Origin of the sequence: Pseudomonas sp., assembly GCF_049590575.1 — a bacterium.
GTDB lineage: Bacteria > Pseudomonadota > Gammaproteobacteria > Pseudomonadales > Pseudomonadaceae > Aquipseudomonas.
In genome coordinates this window covers 1-18,560 of the sequence record NZ_JBAWDE010000181.1, presented here as the reverse complement: position 1 = coordinate 18,560, position 18,560 = coordinate 1, and the positions used below count along the sequence as shown (strand labels likewise).

Here is an 18,560-nt window from a genome sequence, read left to right as displayed (position 1 = left end):
CCGCCCGGACTGAGCCATGTAAAGGAGGTACACCTTGGACCGCTTGTCACCACCGCCGCTGTCTGCGCTGCAACTGCAGCGCACTGTTGACTGGACCATCAGCTCACGTCGCAGTGTCAGGGCGTTTCTTCCGACGGCCGTGGCCCATGAGGAAATCGAGGCCATTCTGGATATCGCACGCTTCAGTGCCTCAGGCGTGAATATGCAACCGTGGCGGGTGCACGTGGTGACCGGTGACGCCAAGGAGCAGCTGTCGCAGGCCATCGCCGCTGTCGATAACGACCCACAACTCAGTCGCGACATGCAGGACCCCTACGAATACTACCCGCGCGAATGGACCACGCCTTATCTGGATCGCCGACGCAAGGTGGGTTGGGACCTCTACGGGTTGCTGGGGATTGCCAAGCACGAAAAGCAGCGTATGCACCATCAGCACGGGCGCAATTACCGTTTCTTCGATGCCCCGGTCGGCCTGCTGTTTACCGTCGACAAGGTATTGGAGCAAGGCAGCTTGCTGGACTACGGCATGTTTTTGCAAAGCGTCATGCTGGCCGCCCGCGGGCGCGGTTTGCACACCTGCCCGCAGGCGGCGTTTCTCAAGTACCACCCGGTTATCGCGCAGACGCTGAACATTCCCGCCGACCAGATGCTGGTGTGTGGCATGAGCCTGGGCTATGCCGACCCGCAGGCGATTGAAAACACGCTGGTCACCGCACGGGAACCGGTCAGCGCTTTCGCTGTTTTTCACAATAATAATAAGGAGACCTGCCCATGATCAGTGGACTTGAGCACAACCCGGCCAACCATGTGCCCTTGACCCCCCTGGGGTTCCTGGACCGTGCTGCGCTGGTTCATCCGGAGCGGATTGCGATCATTCATGGCGACGTGCAGCGCACGTGGGCACACACGCGAGAACGCTGTTATCGCCTCGCTTCAGCGCTAGTGAGCCGGGGCGTACAACCGGGTGAGACAGTGTCAATCCTCTCGCCGAATACCCCGGCAATGATCGAGGCCCACTTCGGCATTCCGCTAAGCGGTGCCATTCTCAATACCATCAACCATCGCTTGGACGCTGACGGCATTGCGTTCATCTTGCAGCACAGCGAGTGCAGGTTGTTATTGGTCGATTGCGAGTTCATGGCCGTGGCAGGCGCGGCACTGGCCAAGCTTGAGCGGCCGCCGGCCATCGTGATGATCCGCGATCACCTGGCCACCCCCTGGACAGACGCGCAGGCACCGGACTATGAAAGCCTGCTCATGCAAGGCGACCCGCAGTTTAAAGGCGTAAGGCCCGCAACCGAGTGGCAGCCCATCGCGCTGAACTACACCTCTGGTACCACCGGCGATCCCAAAGGCGTGGTGGTCAGCCACCGTGGCACCTACCTGATGAGCCTGCTGCAAATGACCAACTGGTCGCTGCCGCAAGCGCCACGGTATTTGTGGACGCTGCCCATGTTCCATGCCAACGGCTGGTGCTTCACCTGGGCGATTACCGCTGCGGCAGGCACTCATATTTGCCTGCGCAAAGTGACCGCAGACGCGGTACTGGACGCCATCGTCGAGCACCAGGCCGATCATTTCTGCGCGGCACCAACGGTGATGGCGATGATTGCCAATACGCCAGCGCCGCCGCCATTACCGCACCCGGTTCGGGTGTTGACCGCCGGCTCGCCGCCTCCGGCCTCCGTGCTGGACGCGGTAGTGGCCATGGGTTTCCAGGTGGATCACGTGTACGGCATCACGGAAGTGGCGGGCACGCCCATCAGTTGCGTCTGGCAAGACGGTTGGGACCAACTCGACGCGACCGACAAAGCCCGGCTGCGCGTCAGGCAAGGCGCTCGGGCGGCGGTATTCGAGGGTTTGATGGTGGCCGACGGCGAAACCCTTGAACCTGTCCCCCACGATGGCCAGACCACCGGTGAGCTGTTGCTGCGTGGCAACACCGTGATGATGGGCTACCTGAAAAACCCCTCAGCCACGCAAAAAGCTTTCGAAGGCGGGTGGTTTCACACGGGTGATGTCGCCGTGGTACATCCCGACGGCTACCTGCAGATCACCGACCGCTGCAAAGACGTGATTATCTCTGGGGGCGAAAATATTTCTTCAGTGGAAATCGAAGACATCCTCCACGGGCACGCATCGGTGCTGCACGCCGCCGTAGTGGCGCAGCCGGATAACAAATGGGGCGAAGTACCCTGCGCCTTCATCGAGTTGAAAAGCCAGGCACCAGTGCCGAGCGAAGCGGAACTGATCGCTTACTGCCAGGCACGACTGGCGCGCTACAAGTGCCCTAGCCGGGTGGTATTTGGGGAAGTGCCAAAAACGGCAACTGGAAAAATCCAGAAGTTCATTTTACGCCAACTGGCCGGTAGCCAAGAGGCGATCACCCGCTTGGCTTCCGCCGGCTGACCCCGCCTCAGCTTTCAAACACTGTCCATATTGCGCAGCGCGCGCCCGATGCGCTTTTGGGGAGCCGTGCGCGCTGAAGACACCAAAAACAACAACAAAAGGTGCATCAGACATGCTTACAACACGTACCGCCTCGGTGACGAGCCTGCTGGCTTGCTGTGTGGCGCCCAGCGCCTTCGCAGACTTTCTCGGCGACACTCACACCAGCCTGGAGCTGCGCAACTTCTACTACAACCGAGACTTTCGCAATGAAGGGGCCAGCCAATCCAAGCGCGATGAATGGGCGCAGGGCTTTATCTTGAATGTTCAGTCCGGGTTTACCGATGGCCGCGTTGGGTTCGGTCTGGATGCACTTGGCTTGCTGGGCGTGAAGCTGGACTCAAGCCCTGACCGCACGGGCTCCGGCCTGCTGGCTTATGACTCGCAACGTAACGTTGAGGATGCATACGCCAAGTTCATCCCCACTGCCAAGGCACGCATCAGCCGCAGCGAACTGCGTATGGGTGGGCTCAATCCGGTGATGCCACTGCTGTCGAGCAATAACAGCCGACTGCTGCCCCAAGTGTTCCGGGGTGGCATGTTAGTGTCCAAAGAGTTCGATGCACTGACCTTCAGTGCACTGCGCCTCAACGCGGTGAAACAACGCAACTCGACCGACTTCGAAGCCCTCACGGCGTTCGGCTACAAACCGGTGAAGGCCGATCACTTCACTTACCTTGGGGTGGATTATAAAGCGACCCCCCAACTCACACTGAGTTACCACATCGCTGAGTTGGAAGACCTGTACCGCACGAACTTTCTTGGCCTTAAATATGAGCATGCCGTGGGCAGCGGCACCGTGCTGTCCGATGTGCGCTATTTTTCTGCTGGCGATAGCGGGGATCAAGGCATTGGCAATGTGAACAACCGCACACTCAGCGCACTGTTGTCGTTTCGCCAAAGCGGCCACACCTTCGGCGCTGGCCTGCAGAAAGCCTGGGGCGACACTCCGTTTGCCATGCTCAACGGCACTGACACCTACCTGTTCGGCGAGTCGTTGGTCAGTACCTTTACCGCACCTCGGGAGCAGGTCTGGATCGCACGCTACGATTTCGACTTTGCCGCCGCGGGTCTACCGGGACTCACCCTGGGTTTGAAATACGCGAAGGGGCAAGATATTGACCCGACGCTGCTGACTTCAGCCCAGGCGGCCCGCCTGCGCCTGGCAGACGAGGATGGCAGGGAGTGGGAGCGCGTCACTGATATCACCTATACAGTGCAAAGCGGCCCGCTGAAGAACGTGACGGCCCAGTGGCGCAATTCGACCAATCGATCGTCCTACGCCGATAGTGCCAATGAAAACAGGTTGATCTTGCGGTACACCTTCAAGTTCTGATCAAAGGACCGTCAGATCCAGGTGAATTAAAAAATATCCTTCCAGCCACGCAACGCGACCATGCACGCCAACGATGAACCCACCGAGGATTGAGTGTGGCTTTCGAGCCGTTCCCACAGTGTTGGCAGCCGGGTTCTAAGAAAAGGATTGGTCGCCCTCTCTATGGCGATACTGCTGGGTAGCGTGCACTGCCCCTGAGCGCGGCGTATTTCAACCGCGCGCAGTCTGTTTTCGATAGCGCGGTTACCGGGCTCAACGAGGTGCGCAAAGCGCAGGTTACTGAGCGTATATTCATGCGCGCAGTACACCCGCGTTGCCTCAGGCAGCGCAGCCAGACGCTCAAGTGAATTGAGCATCTGCGCCGCCGTGCCCTCGAACAATCGACCACAGCCGCCTGCGAATAACGTGTCCCCCGTGAACAGCACGGCCTCATCGGGCAAGTAATACGCAATGTGCCCCAGCGTATGCCCCGGGACTGCAATCGTGTTGACTGTGCGGCCAAGGACAACGACGTGGTCGGCCTCGTGGAGTGCGATATCGCGGCACGGGATGGGTTCCGTCGCAGGCCCCAACACGCGAACGCCATAGCGTTCCTTGAGCACCGCCACACCGTCGACATGGTCGCTGTGGTGGTGGGTAATCAAAATGTCCCGCAACCTCCATTGGGGATGGCTTTGCAACCAATTGATCACAGGGGTTGCATCGCCAGGATCAACCACCACGCACTCACGCAACTGCGGATCAGCCAGCAACCAGATGTAATTGTCTTCAAACGCTGGAAGTGCAATCACGTCCAGCGACTGAACGGTACCCGCAGTCATGCGGCGTTGGCCTTTAACGATTGGGCAATATATTCCGCCTGCCGAATAGCCAGGCTGACAATGGTCAGCGTCGGGTTTTCGGCGGCGCTGGTGGTGAACTGGCTACCGTCGGAAATAAACAGATTAGGCACTTCATGACTTTGTCCATACGAATTGCAGACCCCGTCGGCAGCCTTGCGACTCATCCTGCAGGTCCCCATGTTGTGGGTCGATGGATAGGGAGGCACGCGATGGGTCTTGAGTGCGCCAACCGCGTCATAAATTGCAGCACCTTGGGTATAAGCGTGTTCACGCATCGCAACATCGTTGGGATGGTCATCGTAATGCACGTTGGCGACCGGGAGGCCAAAACGGTCTTTGGTCTCGCTCAGGGTAATCCGGTTGGTCTCCCGTGGCATGTCTTCGCCCACCAACCACATGCCGGCGAGATGGGTGTACTTATCCATCACGCTGGCAAAGTCGCGTCCCCAGGCCCCGGGTTTGAAAAAAGCCGCCATGAACGAGGGCCCCAGGGAAATCGTTTCCATCTCATAGCCACCGACGAAACCACGATCAGGCTTGAAGTGCGCCTCGTCGCTGATGATCCCAGCCATGATGTTGCCGCGATAAAAATGCACGGGGTCCTTGAATTCGGCAAACACTGAGCCCGTCGTATGCCGCATGTAGTGCTTGCCGACCATGCCCGCACCGTTTCCCAGGCCGTGAGGGAACAGCGCACTGGCTGAATTGAGCAACAGCCGTGGGGTTTCAATGGCATTACCGGCGACAGCGACCAGGCGAGCTTTCTGGCGTTGCAGTTCACCGTTTGCATTGGCGTAAACCACCGCGCTGGCCCGCCCCTTGGCATCGTGTTCGATCCGCACAACGTGGGCTTCAACGCGCAACTCAAGCTTTCCGGTGGCTTCGGCTGCGGGGATCTCGGTGTAGAGCGTGGACCATTTAGCGCCCATCTTGCAGCCTTGGAAGCAGAAACCTAGCTGCATGCATTGAGCTCTACCATCACGGGCGCGACTGTTGATCGCCATATGTCCCGTTGAACACTCTTTGTAGCCGAGCTGGGTCGCGCCGTTGTACATCACTTTGAAGTTGTTGTTACCTGGCAAACCGGGAATATTGTTGGTGCGTGTAACGCCCATTTTGTCTTCGGCGCGCGCATAGAAAGGCTCAAGCTCTGCAAGGGTCAACGGCCAATCCAGAAGGTTGGCGTCCTTGACCTCACCATAGGTTTCCCGCGCGCGGAATTCATGCTCGCGAAAGCGCAAACTCGCACCGGCCCAGTGGGTAGTCGTGCCACCTACCGTTTTGCAAATCCACGCTGGTAGCGTGGGAAAGTCCTGGGCTATCTGCCAGGTGCCCGAGGTAGTACGCGTGTCGCTCCACGACAGCTGTTCGAAGGAAGGCCATTCGTCATTAATGAACGTCGCTTGGGACTGACGCTTACCCGCCTCCAGCAGCACCACGGGGATGCCTTTCTGGCAAAGCTCATTGGCCAGCGTGCCACCACCGGCTCCCGAACCAATGATGACGACTACCGAATCGTCGTCGAAACTATAAGTGGTCATATCGAGTGACTCCTCAGGAGAAAGCTGCTGGGCTGGCGATTGCGGGTGGCGATGGCAGCCATTGAAGATCGTCGAAGCCGCGCATCAAGTAGCCCCCCTTCGGGAACGAAGCGCCTTCGTAGCCAAAATGCTTGTAGGCCAGTTCATTGCTGTAGAGCGCGTTGACGGCAGCACCCTTGACCAGCTTGAAGAAATCACTGTCCTGGATCTCGACCAGCAGCCGGACTTGCTCGGCTTCCGCCAATTTCATCCAGCCGGCGGCGGATCTCTGGTCCAACTGAGCAAAGCCTTTGAGGAGTAGAGGTGTTACGGAAGGATCCTTGGCGGCACGCTCATCCAGCGCCTTCACCGCAAAGGCATAGACAGCGTCCTCCATAGTGTCGTGAGGATAAATTCGTCGAATCATCAGCAGCAGCTGGGAGCCTAGCGTGCTGCTGAGGACGTGCATTTCCAACGCCCAGCTCTGGCTTGGCGCAATCAGTGCAATGGGACCTGCGGTGAACATCAGGGTACCCAATAGCAGACCACCGCTGGCATGAAGAAAACGGCGTCGACTGACTTTGAGGTCGCTCATGAATGTCTCCTTGTTATTGTTATTAGGAAATCACATGTCGATTCTACGGGTGCGCTTTGGGGCGCTGGTAATAGCGAGCTACTACTTTAAATTTGAGCGTAATCGCCTGAGAAGATGATGAAAAAAGTTCCTATTTAGAAGACCTTCAGCCGCCTCATTGGTAATGTCCACCCTTCTGCAACAGTTCGATTTTGTAACCGTCAGGATCCTGAATGAAGAAAAACCTGGCGAGCAGAATACCGTCACGTTTGAATTCTTTTATCGGTGTCGGCGCAACCTCCAAGCCCGTAAGCGTGGCGTGCAGCGCGTTCAAATCGTCGGTCACGAACGCGAGATGGCCGTACGCATTTCCCATGTCATAGGCTGCAACGCCTTTATTCCAGGTAAGTTCGACTTCGGCACCGCTATTGATATCGCGAAGGTACACGAGGGTAAAATCTTCGAATTCCAATCGGTGGGTTTCTTTCAACCCCAGCGCGCGCTGGTAGAAGTTCAGAGAACGTTGCAGATCGGAAACTCTGATCATCGCGTGAATGAATTTAAGCATGTTATACCCGTCGCTCTTTTGATCGTGGCGTAGAGAATCACGGTGAAACTAGGCCAATCATAAAAAGTTCAATTAATGCGTGGGTAATAGCTGGCTATGCTGTGTCATCGACGACTGCACAGAAACCCATATGTAATAGGTCATTGTTACCCGCTGAGCCATCCGAGGCGCTAGGGTAGCGTCAAGTCTCGCGCGTCTCACGCTATGCTGCCCGGCCTGACAGACGCAATATTTCGCCAAAACCTCTGGAGGTACGCCATGTGTGAGCTCTACGTAAAAGCCGATCCGATTCTGTATGAGTCGCGTACTCGCTCACTGCGCATCAGCGGCGTGGTGACCACGCTGCGGTTGGAGAATCAGTTCTGGGATGTGTTGACCGAAATTGCCGCGGCAGATGGACAAACCACCAACCAACTCATTAGTCAGTTGCACCAGGAAATTATGGACTACCGCGGTGAAGTGGTGAATTTTGCTTCATTTTTGAGGGTGTGCTGCATCCGCTACCTCAGCCAGAAGCGCCAGAACGTAAGCGCCCTAACGCTGGTGGAAAAGACAGGCTGATAGCGGCTTATCTGCGCACTCACTGCACCGTCGCGTCCTCAGTGTGAAAAGCGCTGATGGCCAGAACCGGACCAAACACCTCCTACGATTCTGCCCGCCAACCCGAAAGTCCGTCACATCGGTTACCCATTTCTGATTCGGTCGTTTGGCATCGAACTTCCGCTGGAGCAAGTTCGGCGCTACCAGACCCTCTTCGCCTCTATAGGCGCGGTATTTCTTTATGCCCACACGGCTTTTCAACTGAAGCTCGCCCATGAGGCGCTGAACAGTCTTGTGGTTCATAAGGTGACCAGCTCGCCGAACGGCAGCAGTGATGCGACGATAGCCATATCGGCCTTTGTGCTCGTCAAAAACTGAGCGAATTCTGGTCTTCAGCACCGCGTATTCATCAACGGCTTGCTGCACCTTTTGGTGATAGTAAAAGGTGCTACGGGCCAAGCCCGCCAATTTCAGAAGGCCTCCCAGAGGGTGCTCCTGCCTCAGTTCAATCACGATTTGCGCTTTTTCCGGTGCGCAGCTTGTTCCTTCGCTTGAACCAAGGCATCGAGCTTTTTTAAATAAGCAATTTCCATCCGCAGCTGGCTCAATTCGGCCAGCGAATCATCACGCGAACGAGCTTCGTCATCCGAAGAGTCAAGCTGAATGGACGGGATGGGGGTTGTCATTTTATTGTGAAGTCCGCTTTCTGGCTGCCGGGACAAGGCCTCCGAACCGCCTTCATCATACCTGCGCTCCCATTCGCCAATGATGTCGGATTTCCGGATATCAAACAAGACAGCGACTTGGCGATAGGACAGCTCTTCCTCTTGCATGCGCTGCAATACTTTCAGCTTGAACTCAGGGCTGTAGTTCTTCTTTCTCTTACTTTTGAGGCCTGCGGCACCAAGCGCCTGATATGCCGAAATCCACTTTCGCAGCGATGAAGCATGACTCCGTGACGATGCGCGACCTCTCTGTGACCTGCGCTGCCCGAGCAGTAATCTTCAACAACCGACAACTTCGCCTGCTCTGTGTACTTTTTCATGACACCCCTCAATGTTGAAGTCCAACATTTGGGGGGCAGATCATATTTAGGTGGACACCATCGCCTCAAGCGATGGTGTCAGGAAGGTGTGTTGCCCGGACGGTTACGATGATCCAACGATTGGACAATCTTAATCGGTGAAGCATCTAAGGCACTTATGGCAATTGACTTAGTAAGCTAGCGTGCGATCGCATTCTGCCGCACGTACTATCAGGGCTTACTCTCACAAACGCCATCACCGGGTTTGCAGCGCCGGAAATTGAACGCCTCAAGTCTGCCGTAGAGGCTCATATGATCGAACTCGAGCCCCGAGGATCTAGCTCAAGCATTTCAAATATGGAGAGAAGACTTTGCTCCAAAGAAACCCGATCTGCGGCGGATCCGAGCGCTAATCTGACACCCTCGGGCTGCTTACCGAGTGAAAAAGCATCTGATCCCACGATCCCCAAACCCAAAGCGCGCGACCTGTCGCAAAATACACCGTTTGTCCAAGACTCAGGTAATTGAAGCCAAGCATGTATTCCATAAGCGTCCGCCGTTACTCTCGAAGCAGGAAAAACCTTTCGCAGTATTTGGAATCTAGCGTGCATTTCGTTTCTGATTTCACTAAGCACCGCTTCAGCGGTGCCGCTGAATATCCACTGACTGGCGATTTCGGCAGTAATTGGAGATGCTCCGCCAGCCAGACTCTTAAGCGTACCCTCCATTTGGTCCTGCTTACGCAAATCCGGAATTACCAGATAAGCCACTTTGAGTGCAGGGGAAACACATTTGGCCAGTCCTGAAATATAATAGACAAGCTGCGGTGCAAACGTCGCAATAGGTGGTGGCGGGCTATTGGGCAGATGCCCTTGTGCGTCGTCTTCGATAATTGCGACCCCGTGCTTTATTGCCAGGACTGCTAACGCTTGACGCCGCCCCACTCCCAAGGTCGAAGCGGTCGGATTGTGAATAGTCGGGTTGCAATAAAGCGCTTTAGGGTGATGGGCCCTGCACATCGCGTCAAATGACTCCGGCAGCAGGCCATCGCGATCCATTTCGACTGGTATTACCTTCAACCGCAAGTGGGAAGCAATTGACAGAATGCCGGGATAAGTCAACGCCTCCGCGAGTATGGTGTCCCCGGGCTTTGTCAACATACCTAGTACTGCTGTTAACGCGGCCTGTATGCCGGCACATACAAATATCTGTTCCGATACAATCTCTGGCAGACGTCTCTGCAGCCAAGCACAGCCCGCCTGCCGGTGGCTAGGGTTACCCCCTGCAGATCTGTAACGGAGTAGTAGGTCGAGCAGGCCATCGCCCTTGAGTGCTTGAATTCCAGTCCAGAGATGCTCTACGAGCTCGTCGCTCGCGATTTTCGGCGGCCCGCTCATAGAGAAATCGGTCGGCCTTGAGTCCTCTGCGATCAACTTGCCAGCCTTGACGAACGTCCCTCTACCGATGACCCCTTCTATCAGACCGCGCCGGCGAGCCTCCGCAAACGCTCTATTTACCGTAGTGAAATCTAAGCTCATAGCGTGGGCGATCGCCCTCTGCGGCGGAAGCATCTGTCCAGGGCGTAAACGGCCGCAGGTGATGTCCCGAGCTATAGCTTCAGCAATCGCTAGATAAGCGGGCCGATCTTTCTCACCAATTTCTGGCAACCAACTCGTTTGAGGCATTGAGAGACTCTGCGATATATTAGATTTTTTAAGAATAAGCTTATGTGGAGCATGCTCCGCCAGTCACCAAAATATAGCACGGCCCCTGATATTGCGGGGTAAACAGCTCAGTTCGATACCTGACGTCACCTCAGAAAAAGCCATCCGTAGAAATGGAAAATCCGATCAATATCCGTCAGAATTGAATAAAGTACATTTTGATCGTATATTCCAGTAATTGACTGGATCGGAGCGAAACTTGAAAACCAAAATTTTCACTGCCAGCAGGTTGGATGATGGAACGCCAGTATGGTTGAACAGCAGTCGAGATTGGTCCACCCATTATCACGACCCGCTTTTATTTGAGGTGGAGGACTGTGACGATCAAGTAGCACTTGATGCCTCCTGCCTCCTCGGTGCAACCGACGTGAGGATGATTGAGGTCGATAGAGAAACCAGCATACCTACTGCAAATCGGGAAAAAATGCGCATCAGCGGCCCAAGCGTCAGGCGAGACTTGCGCCCTTCAGCGTTAACAGGAAGGAGGCTCTCCCGGCCTACCTCGCCCCTTCCCTCTGAGAGCTCTCGCTCTCCCTTCGCAGGCATTTTCCGCTACGACGAGTACGACAGGCAATTTTTGAGAGACAGAGCGAATAAGTTCAGAGGTCAAATTCTTCGACGACTCTCGGGGGAACTATCAGAAGAGGAGTTCAAACCGCTTCGTTTAATGAATGGACTGTATCTCCAGCTGCATGCTTATATGCTCCGTGTTGCGATCCCGTATGGAGTATTAAGTGCTTCACAGCTGCGACAACTGGCTTACGTTGCACGTACTTACGACAGAGGGTATGGCCACTTCACCACCCGCCAAAATATTCAGTTTAACTGGCCCCGATTGGGCGAAGCGGCGGATATTCTATCTGTGCTCGCAGAAGCCGATCTTCATGCTATCCAAACCAGTGGAAACTGTGTCCGAAATGTAACTATTGATCATTTCGCTGGAGCGGCGGCAGATGAAATATTAGATCCACGGGTGTACGCAGAGATCCTTAGACAATGGTCCACCGATCATCCCGAATTTACTTACCTGCCACGAAAATTTAAGATTGCTCTTAGCGGCAGCAGAGTCGACCGCGCGGCCGTTCGTTTTCATGACATAGGTATTCTTGGGCGTCTAAACGATCAAGGTGAAGCAGGATTCGAAGTTTACGCAGGCGGTGGTTTAGGTCGAACCCCAATTATCGGAACCAAAGTTCGAGAATGGTTGCCGGTGCGCGATTTTCTTCGCTATGTGGAGGCGATCCTCCGCGTATATAATGCTTTAGGTCGCAGAGACAATATCTATAAAGCTCGAATAAAAATACTGATCAAGGAGATGAAGGTAGAAAACTTTATTTCCATGATTGAAAGTGAGTTTTCATCGATGCCCAGTGAATACTCCGTTCTCACAGACCCCATACTTGAAGCCTTCACTGATCGTTTTCTTACCCCTGACTATGATGTTAGGGCGCCTATCGTTGCACAACAGGTCGATGCGCACGGAGTTGGCCATTTTCAACACTGGATAAGCACAAATACCCATCCACACCGCATGATGGGCTACATTTGCGCGGTGATTTCGCTGAAACCAGAGGGGGGTATATCGGGTGATATTTCGGCAGATGAAATGGACTTTATGGCAGCCTTGGCTGACAAATTTTCGTTTGGCGAGTTACGAGTTTCACATCAGCAAAACCTCGTCCTTCCTCATGTTCGGCAGGATCAGCTTTTCGAATTATGGACAAGTCTAAGCGAGAGGGGATTAGCTACCGCTAATATCGGCCTAATCACGGACACAATCTCTTGTCCAGGTTTAGACTACTGTGGGCTCGCATTAGCTCGCTCGATTCCAATAGCGCAGGACATTTCGAAACGCTTCGCAGATCCTGTTCGTCAGCGCCAAATTGGCCAACTAGATCTCAACATCTCAGGCTGTATTAATGCCTGCGGCCATCATCATATCGCCAACATTGGTCTGCTAGGAGCAGATAAAGGGGGGGAAGAGATTTATCAGATAACCCTGGGAGGGGACAATGGGGCGGTGACGTCTCTTGGCTCGATATTGGGTCGAGGCCTGCCTGCAGACAAGGTGGTAGATGCGGTGGAGGATATAGTGAATATTTATATCGACGTACGACAGCATGGGGAGAAATTCATCGATACCTATCGGCGGATCGGCTCTGAGCCCTTCAAGAGAGTTATAAATGACCGTTATTAATATGGAAGGAGACATTCTTCCTCAGGAATGGGCCGAGATCAGTACTGCGGAAGAATTTAATATCGACCGTCCTAATCAAATAATCAGCGCCACAATTTTTAAGGAAGTTCACCCCATACCTAGTAGGTTGGATTTGGGATTGAGGCTGCCTGCGGATGTGAACCTTCCTGACGTCGCAGATTTGCTAGTCAACTTTGCAATGGTCATTGTAGAATTTCCCAAGCTCCGAGATGGCCGAGGTTTTACTATCGGCAGGGAGCTTCGGAAACGCTACGCATATTGTGGTGACATTCGCGCTTATGGATTTGTCATTCCTGATGTGCTTGGAATGCTTGTGTCTTGCGGTTTCTCCTCAATAGTAATACCTACCGCACACCCAGTTGATCAATGGCGGGACTTCACTCGGCTTGCAACTTCAGAAAACACTTCGGAAAATGCCAGCCCGTTGCTTCATCGTATGCTCAAACGAGGCGTTTGATCTAACGCGCCCACGTAGAAAGACTAAAAGCACCGCGCAGCCTAGAACGCGGTTCATAATAAGAAACCAGTTATCAAAGAGCATTTACTTTAGCTCATTTTAAGCATCAGGGCGACTAGAAAACTTAAAGGTGATGCCCATGGCTTTTTGCACTTAGTGCAAAAATCGAGTCGCTGACCCATAAGGTCTCGAAGACACGCTGAACAAATTGATGCTGCAACTCCTGACTGGGCGCTCCTTATTATCTAGTACTAATGACATAGATTGAATGGTAATTTTTTTGTAAGACTGCCCGCCGCCCAGTAGAAACCGACGCCTACTACTCAGATATAAATTAAGTACGCGTGTTTCGAAGCAATACCCTTTTTCCTCGCTGGAAATCCGTCATTAGCCACATGGCTCGCGACCAAGATGTATTCGGCACAATCGGAGCTCAATACCGCTGAGCCGAAGGATGGATCCTGCGCGGTAAAGCCGCTCACCAGCTAATAAATATCTCATACCCATCCAATACGACTACCCCAGTCGGATGCATTCAGGAAGGTTTATGTATAGGGCAACACATCCCTCCATGGCTGAAGGGTCGGAGCTCATCAAGAAACAGAAATACCGATCAATGTGAAAATATTGATCGCTTTTTTAAAGGTATTTTTTCATAATTGATCCTATTCAAGGTGAAACCAAGCCTTGAGATTCCTTAATCCTGGATTCGCCGAGTTGTTTCTAGCCACTTTCTGTCGGGAAACTTGAGCTGATTGGGTATACCCGGTGGCGGCTGCACCGGCGCCCTTTCAAGCAGCATTTTGCGGCGTATGCCATTGAAACTACTGGCTTTTGCACACCGTTTTTGGAGGTCGAGAGATGAGTAAGGACAGGTACCGTTGCTTACTGGGTTCACTCCCATTGGTCGGCATGATGTTATTGAGTGGCTGCAGATGGACCTTGTTCGATCCTAAGGGGCAGATCGGGCTGGAGCAGCGAAATCTGATCTTCGCCGCTACCCTGCTGATGCTGCTGGTCGTGGTCCCTGTAATCATCATGACCTTCGCCTTCGCTTGGAAATACCGCGCGTCGAACACCAGCGCTACCTACGCGCCTAAGTGGTCGCATTCAACCAAGATCGAAATCGCGGTGTGGCTGGTTCCAATCCTCATCATCATCACCTTGGGTTACATCACCTATAAGTCGACCCACAAGCTAGACCCGTACCGTCCGCTGGAATCCGACGTGCCGCCAATCACTATCGAAGTTGTCGCGCTGGATTGGAAGTGGCTGTTCATCTATCCCGAGCAGGGGATCGCGACCGTCAACAAGATCGTGTTCCCGGCCAACACCCCGATCAACTTCAAAGTGACCTCGGATGCGGTGATGAACTCGTTCTTCATCCCGGGCCTGGGTGGCCAGATCTACGCGATGGCGGGCATGCAAACTAAGCTGCACCTGATTGCCAACCAGAGCGCCGAGCTCGACGGTATCTCGGCCAACTACAGTGGCGCGGGCTTTACCGGCATGAAATTCAGAGCAATTGCAACCACTCAGGAGGACTTCAACGCCTGGGTACAACAAGCCAAGAACTCACCAAAACAGCTTGAAAGAGCTGTATACGAAGCCCTTGCCAAGCCAAGCCAGAACAACCCTGTAGAGCTGTACTCCTCGTACACGCCGGACCTGTTTCAGAAAATCATAGATAAGTATGAAGGGATGAAGCCAGGCAATCCGGTCAAGCACGAGAAGAAAAAAGTGGCAGTGGTTGAAGGTTCTGACACGGGCTCGCATTCAATTGCTGGGGCAGAGGAGTAAACGATGTTTGGTAAATTAAGTTGGGATGCGGTCCCGTTCCACGAGCCGATCGTAATGGTGACCATCGCCATGGTCGCGCTGGGTGGTCTGGCACTCGTAGCGGGTGTCACCTATTTCAAGAAGTGGTCCTACCTGTGGACCGAGTGGCTGACGTCGGTCGACCACAAGAAAATCGGCGTCATGTACGTCATCGTCGCCATGGTCATGCTGCTGCGTGGTTTTGCCGACGCCATCATGATGCGTACCCAGTTGGCCATGGCCACCGAGGGCTCGCCCGGCTACCTGCCGCCTGAACACTATGACCAGATCTTCACCGCCCACGGCGTGATCATGATCATCTTCATGACGATGCCATTCTTCACTGGCCTGATGAATCTGATCGTCCCTCTGCAAATCGGCGCGCGTGACGTAGCGTATCCGTTCCTGAACTCGCTGAGCTTCTGGCTGCTGGTATCCGGCGTTGTGCTGATCAACGTTTCCCTCGGCGTCGGCGAGTTCGCCAAGACTGGCTGGGTTGCGTATCCGCCACTTTCCGGTCTGGCATATAGTCCTGGCGTGGGTGTGGACTACTACATCTGGGCGCTACAGTTATCAGGACTCGGGACGACACTGACGGGGGTCAACTTCCTGGCCACTGTCTTGAAAATGCGCGCCCCTGGCATGAAACTGATGGACATGCCGATCTTCACCTGGACATGCACCTGGGCTAATGTCCTCGTAGTAGCCTCGTTCCCGATTCTCACCGCCACCCTGGCTCTGCTGACGCTTGATCGTTACCTGGATTTCCATATTTTCACCAATGAACTTGGTGGCAATCCTATGATGTACGTGAACCTGTTCTGGGCCTGGGGTCATCCCGAAGTATACATATTGGTCTTGCCAGCTTTCGGCATCTTCTCTGAAGTGATCTCAACCTTTTCCGGCAAGCGCCTGTTCGGTCACCACTCAATGGTCTATGCATCCGGTGGTATTTCAGTCCTGGGCTTCATGGTGTGGCTGCACCACTTCTTCACCATGGGTTCGGGTGCAAGCGTCAACGCTTTCTTTGGCTTGGCGACGATGCTGATTTCCATCCCGACGGGGGTGAAGCTATTTAACTGGCTATTCACCATCTACCACGGCCGCCTGCGTATCACCAGCCAGGTCCTGTGGACCCTGGGCTTCATGGTGACCTTCGCCATCGGCGGCATGACCGGCGTACTGCTGGCCATCCCGGGTGCTGACTTCGTCCTGCACAACAGCCTGTTCGTGATCGCTCACTTCCACAACGTGATCATCGGCGGCGCGGTATTCGGCTACATCGCTGGTTTCAGCTTCTACTTCCCGAAAGCGTTCGGCTTCAAGCTGCACGAAGGCTGGGGCAAGGCTGCATTCTGGTTCTGGATCTCGGGCTTCTTCGTCGCGTTCATGCCGCTCTACGCGTTGGGCTTCATGGGCATGACCCGTCGTCTGAACGCCACGACCAACCCTGAGTGGGTGCCGTACCTGTACGTCGCCATGGTCGGTGCAGTGATGATTGCTGTGGGCATCGCCTGCCAGCTGATCCAGCTGTATGTCAGCGTGCGTGATCGCAAGCAGAATATGTGCGAATCCGGCGACCCATGGAATGCACACACCCTGGAATGGTCGACCTCGTCGCCACCGCCGTTCTACAACTTTGCCGTACTGCCTAAGGCTGACAGCATCGATCCGTTCACCGAAGCCAAGGAAGACGGTACTGCGTACCAGAAGCCTGCGCGTTACGAACCGATCCACATGCCTAACAACACCGCTACCGGCGTTGTGATGGGTGCGCTGTTGACCGTATTCGGTTTCGCAATGATCTGGCACATCTGGTGGCTGGCCATCGTGAGCCTGGTGGGCACCATCGGCTACTTCATCGTTCACGCTGCCCGTGATGATCAAGGCTACATGGTGCCGGTCGAGACGATCGAACGCATCGAAGCCGAGCAGCACGCTCGCCTGGTAGCCGAGAAGAAGATCCCGGCCAACCGTGTAGAAACCTCGTTGGAACAGGCTTAAACCATGTCGAACTTAGTGACCAATGCTGGACACGCCCATGTCGATGACCATGGGCACGATGACCATCACCACGACTCGGGGCCAATAACCGTCTTCGGTTTCTGGCTCTACCTGATGACCGACTGCATCTTGTTTGCGTCGATCTTCGCGGTGTACGCGGTACTGGTAAACAACGTAGCGGGTGGCCCGTCGGGCCACGACATCTTCGAACTGCCTTACGTGCTCGGCGAAACCACCTTGCTGTTGTTCAGTTCGATCACCTACGGCTTCGCCATGTTGGCCTTCTACAAGGGCAACAAGAAAGGCGTGCTGACCTGGCTGGGCCTGACCTTCCTGTTCGGCCTGGGCTTCATCGGCATGGAGATCAACGAGTTCCACCTGCTGATCTCCGAAGGCTACGGCCCGCACCGTTCCGGTTTCCTGTCGGCGTTCTTCACGCTGGTCGGCACCCACGGTCTGCACGTGACGGCCGGGCTGCTGTGGATGGCGGTGATGATGTATCAGGTCAATAAACACGGCCTGACCAACACCAACAAGACTCGCCTGAGCTGCCTGAGCCTGTTCTGGCACTTCCTGGACGTGGTCTGGATCTGCGTCTTCACCGTCGTCTACTTGATGGGGACTCTGTAATGGCTAATGCACACTCCCATGACCATGACAGCCATGATGCGAGCCACGGCAGCGTTAAGTCGTACGCCATCGGCTTCATCCTGTCGGTCATCCTGACCCTCATCCCGTTCGGTCTGGTGATGTACCCGACCCTGCCGAAGTCGATCACCTTGATGATCGTGTTGGCGTTCGCGGTGATTCAGGTTCTGGTTCACCTGGTGTACTTCCTGCACCTGGACCGTTCCAAAGAGCAGCGCGATAACGTGATTGCGTTCGTGTTCGCAGGCTTAGTAATCCTGCTGCTGGTTGGCTTGTCGATATGGATCATGTTCAGCATCCATACGTTCATGATGGCGAAGTGAGGTAAGACCCGATGTCGCGTAAGCACTTTATCCAAATCACCAAACCGGGGATCATTTTCGGTAACGTGCTTTCTGTGGCGGGCGGTTTCTTCCTGGCCTCCAAGGGACATGTCGATCTGGCCATCTTCCTGGCTGCAATGATCGGCACGTCCCTGGTGGTAGCTTCCGGATGTGTGTTCAACAACTGCATCGACCGTGACATCGATATCAAGATGGAGCGCACCAAGAATCGCGCGTTGGTCCAGGGCCTTGTTTCCCTGAAACTGGCGCTGATCTTTGCGACCGTCCTGGGTGTTGCCGGTGTAGTGCTGTTGTACAAGGTGGCCAACCCGTTGGCGGCGCTGTTTGCCGTGATCGGCTTTGTCATCTACGTCGGCCTCTACAGCCTCTACCTCAAGCGCAAGTCGGTTCACGGCACGCTGGTGGGCAGTCTGTCGGGGGCGATGCCGCCGGTGATTGGTTATGTGGCTGTAACCAATAGCTTCGACATGGCCGCGCTGACGCTACTGGTGATGT

General features: G+C 54.7%; 16 protein-coding genes and 1 pseudogene. 11 read left to right on the top strand and 6 right to left on the bottom strand.

The features are described 5' to 3' along the window. The first annotated feature begins 34 nt into the window (after window positions 1-34). From WBR57_RS12715 to WBR57_RS12705, 3 genes are all read left to right on the top strand, one after another. Window positions 35-775 carry a nitroreductase gene (locus WBR57_RS12715; RefSeq protein ID WP_122539262.1) on the top strand — a complete coding sequence of 247 codons (741 nt, stop codon included), beginning with the start codon at window positions 35-37 and terminating at the stop codon, window positions 773-775. Continuing rightward, window positions 772-2,409 carry an AMP-binding protein gene (locus tag WBR57_RS12710; RefSeq protein ID WP_122539261.1) on the top strand — a complete coding sequence of 546 codons (1,638 nt, stop codon included), beginning with the start codon at window positions 772-774 and terminating at the stop codon, window positions 2,407-2,409. The genes WBR57_RS12715 and WBR57_RS12710 overlap by 4 nt, the downstream gene beginning before the upstream one ends. A 112-nt stretch (window positions 2,410-2,521) precedes the next feature. Beyond that, window positions 2,522-3,784 carry an OprD family porin gene (locus WBR57_RS12705; RefSeq protein ID WP_122539260.1) on the top strand — a complete coding sequence of 421 codons (1,263 nt, stop codon included), beginning with the start codon at window positions 2,522-2,524 and terminating at the stop codon, window positions 3,782-3,784. Between the two features lie 26 nt (window positions 3,785-3,810). On the opposite strand, the gene gloB is transcribed toward WBR57_RS12705, so the two are convergent. The 4 genes from gloB to WBR57_RS12685 all read right to left on the bottom strand — a co-directional run bounded on the left by gloB (window position 3,811) and on the right by WBR57_RS12685 (window position 7,288). Beyond that, on the bottom strand, window positions 3,811-4,605 hold the full coding sequence (gene gloB / locus WBR57_RS12700) for a hydroxyacylglutathione hydrolase (RefSeq protein WP_122539259.1): 795 nt from the start codon (window positions 4,603-4,605) through the stop codon (window positions 3,811-3,813). After that, on the bottom strand, window positions 4,602-6,167 hold the full coding sequence (locus tag WBR57_RS12695; protein ID WP_154950123.1) for a GMC family oxidoreductase: 1,566 nt from the start codon (window positions 6,165-6,167) through the stop codon (window positions 4,602-4,604). The genes gloB and WBR57_RS12695 overlap by 4 nt, the downstream gene beginning before the upstream one ends. A 13-nt stretch (window positions 6,168-6,180) precedes the next feature. Further along, window positions 6,181-6,741 (bottom strand): tat (twin-arginine translocation) pathway signal sequence, encoded by a 561-nt coding sequence (locus WBR57_RS12690; RefSeq protein WP_154950124.1) that lies wholly within the window; start codon window positions 6,739-6,741, stop codon window positions 6,181-6,183. A 154-nt stretch (window positions 6,742-6,895) separates the two neighbouring features. After that, window positions 6,896-7,288, bottom strand: a complete 393-nt coding sequence (locus WBR57_RS12685; protein WP_154950125.1) for a VOC family protein — start codon at window positions 7,286-7,288, stop codon at window positions 6,896-6,898. A gap of 258 nt (window positions 7,289-7,546) precedes the next feature. On the opposite strand from WBR57_RS12685, the gene WBR57_RS12680 reads away from it, so the two are divergent. After that, the gene (locus tag WBR57_RS12680; RefSeq protein WP_122488463.1) at window positions 7,547-7,849 is read left to right on the top strand and encodes a ribbon-helix-helix domain-containing protein; all 303 of its coding nucleotides are present in this window, start codon (window positions 7,547-7,549) and stop codon (window positions 7,847-7,849) included. A 90-nt stretch (window positions 7,850-7,939) separates the two neighbouring features. Here the strand turns inward: WBR57_RS12680 and WBR57_RS12675 are convergent. Continuing rightward, window positions 7,940-8,873: pseudogene (locus WBR57_RS12675) on the bottom strand (IS3 family transposase); the annotation flags it as partial. 287 nt (window positions 8,874-9,160) lie between these two features. Further along, the gene (locus tag WBR57_RS12670) at window positions 9,161-10,537 is read right to left on the bottom strand and encodes a PLP-dependent aminotransferase family protein (RefSeq protein WP_122540851.1); all 1,377 of its coding nucleotides are present in this window, start codon (window positions 10,535-10,537) and stop codon (window positions 9,161-9,163) included. Window positions 10,538-10,775: 238 nt separating this feature from the next. Between WBR57_RS12670 and WBR57_RS12665 the strand changes: the two genes are divergently transcribed. The 7 genes from WBR57_RS12665 to WBR57_RS12635 form a co-directional block, all read left to right on the top strand. Continuing rightward, window positions 10,776-12,773 (top strand): DUF2849 domain-containing protein, encoded by a 1,998-nt coding sequence (locus tag WBR57_RS12665; protein WP_122540850.1) that lies wholly within the window; start codon window positions 10,776-10,778, stop codon window positions 12,771-12,773. Next, window positions 12,760-13,251: a DUF934 domain-containing protein gene (locus WBR57_RS12660; RefSeq protein ID WP_122540849.1), complete on the top strand. Its 492-nt coding sequence runs from the start codon at window positions 12,760-12,762 to the stop codon at window positions 13,249-13,251. The genes WBR57_RS12665 and WBR57_RS12660 overlap by 14 nt, the downstream gene beginning before the upstream one ends. 861 nt (window positions 13,252-14,112) lie before the next feature. Then, the gene (cyoA, locus tag WBR57_RS12655) at window positions 14,113-15,051 is read left to right on the top strand and encodes a ubiquinol oxidase subunit II (protein ID WP_122540848.1); all 939 of its coding nucleotides are present in this window, start codon (window positions 14,113-14,115) and stop codon (window positions 15,049-15,051) included. A gap of 3 nt (window positions 15,052-15,054) precedes the next feature. Beyond that, complete coding sequence (gene cyoB / locus WBR57_RS12650) at window positions 15,055-17,073, top strand: cytochrome o ubiquinol oxidase subunit I (RefSeq protein WP_424084121.1); 2,019 nt, start codon at window positions 15,055-15,057, stop codon at window positions 17,071-17,073. 3 nt (window positions 17,074-17,076) lie between these two features. Further along, the gene (locus WBR57_RS12645) at window positions 17,077-17,703 is read left to right on the top strand and encodes a cytochrome o ubiquinol oxidase subunit III (protein ID WP_154950127.1); all 627 of its coding nucleotides are present in this window, start codon (window positions 17,077-17,079) and stop codon (window positions 17,701-17,703) included. Further along, the gene (cyoD, locus tag WBR57_RS12640) at window positions 17,703-18,044 is read left to right on the top strand and encodes a cytochrome o ubiquinol oxidase subunit IV (RefSeq protein WP_010206434.1); all 342 of its coding nucleotides are present in this window, start codon (window positions 17,703-17,705) and stop codon (window positions 18,042-18,044) included. Before WBR57_RS12645 ends, cyoD begins: the two co-directional genes overlap by 1 nt. Before the next feature lie 11 nt (window positions 18,045-18,055). Beyond that, a partial coding sequence (locus tag WBR57_RS12635) for a UbiA family prenyltransferase (protein WP_424084120.1) occupies window positions 18,056-18,560 on the top strand: 505 nt, incomplete at its 3' end.

Excerpts from the sequence above, each read along its gene's own strand:
- WBR57_RS12710 (WP_122539261.1), top strand. The coding sequence starts at position 772 with ATGATCAGTGGACTTGAGCACAACCCGGCCAACCATGTGCCCTTGACC.
- WBR57_RS12705 (WP_122539260.1), top strand. The coding sequence starts at position 2,522 with ATGCTTACAACACGTACCGCCTCGGTGACGAGCCTGCTGGCTTGCTGT.
- gloB (WP_122539259.1), bottom strand. The coding sequence starts at position 4,605 with ATGACTGCGGGTACCGTTCAGTCGCTGGACGTGATTGCACTTCCAGCG.
- WBR57_RS12695 (WP_154950123.1), bottom strand. The coding sequence starts at position 6,167 with ATGACCACTTATAGTTTCGACGACGATTCGGTAGTCGTCATCATTGGT.
- WBR57_RS12690 (WP_154950124.1), bottom strand. The coding sequence starts at position 6,741 with ATGAGCGACCTCAAAGTCAGTCGACGCCGTTTTCTTCATGCCAGCGGT.
- WBR57_RS12685 (WP_154950125.1), bottom strand. The coding sequence starts at position 7,288 with ATGCTTAAATTCATTCACGCGATGATCAGAGTTTCCGATCTGCAACGT.
- WBR57_RS12680 (WP_122488463.1), top strand. The coding sequence starts at position 7,547 with ATGTGTGAGCTCTACGTAAAAGCCGATCCGATTCTGTATGAGTCGCGT.
- WBR57_RS12670 (WP_122540851.1), bottom strand. The coding sequence starts at position 10,537 with ATGCCTCAAACGAGTTGGTTGCCAGAAATTGGTGAGAAAGATCGGCCC.
- WBR57_RS12660 (WP_122540849.1), top strand. The coding sequence starts at position 12,760 with ATGACCGTTATTAATATGGAAGGAGACATTCTTCCTCAGGAATGGGCC.
- cyoA (WP_122540848.1), top strand. The coding sequence starts at position 14,113 with ATGAGTAAGGACAGGTACCGTTGCTTACTGGGTTCACTCCCATTGGTC.
- cyoB (WP_424084121.1), top strand. The coding sequence starts at position 15,055 with ATGTTTGGTAAATTAAGTTGGGATGCGGTCCCGTTCCACGAGCCGATC.
- WBR57_RS12645 (WP_154950127.1), top strand. The coding sequence starts at position 17,077 with ATGTCGAACTTAGTGACCAATGCTGGACACGCCCATGTCGATGACCAT.
- cyoD (WP_010206434.1), top strand. The coding sequence starts at position 17,703 with ATGGCTAATGCACACTCCCATGACCATGACAGCCATGATGCGAGCCAC.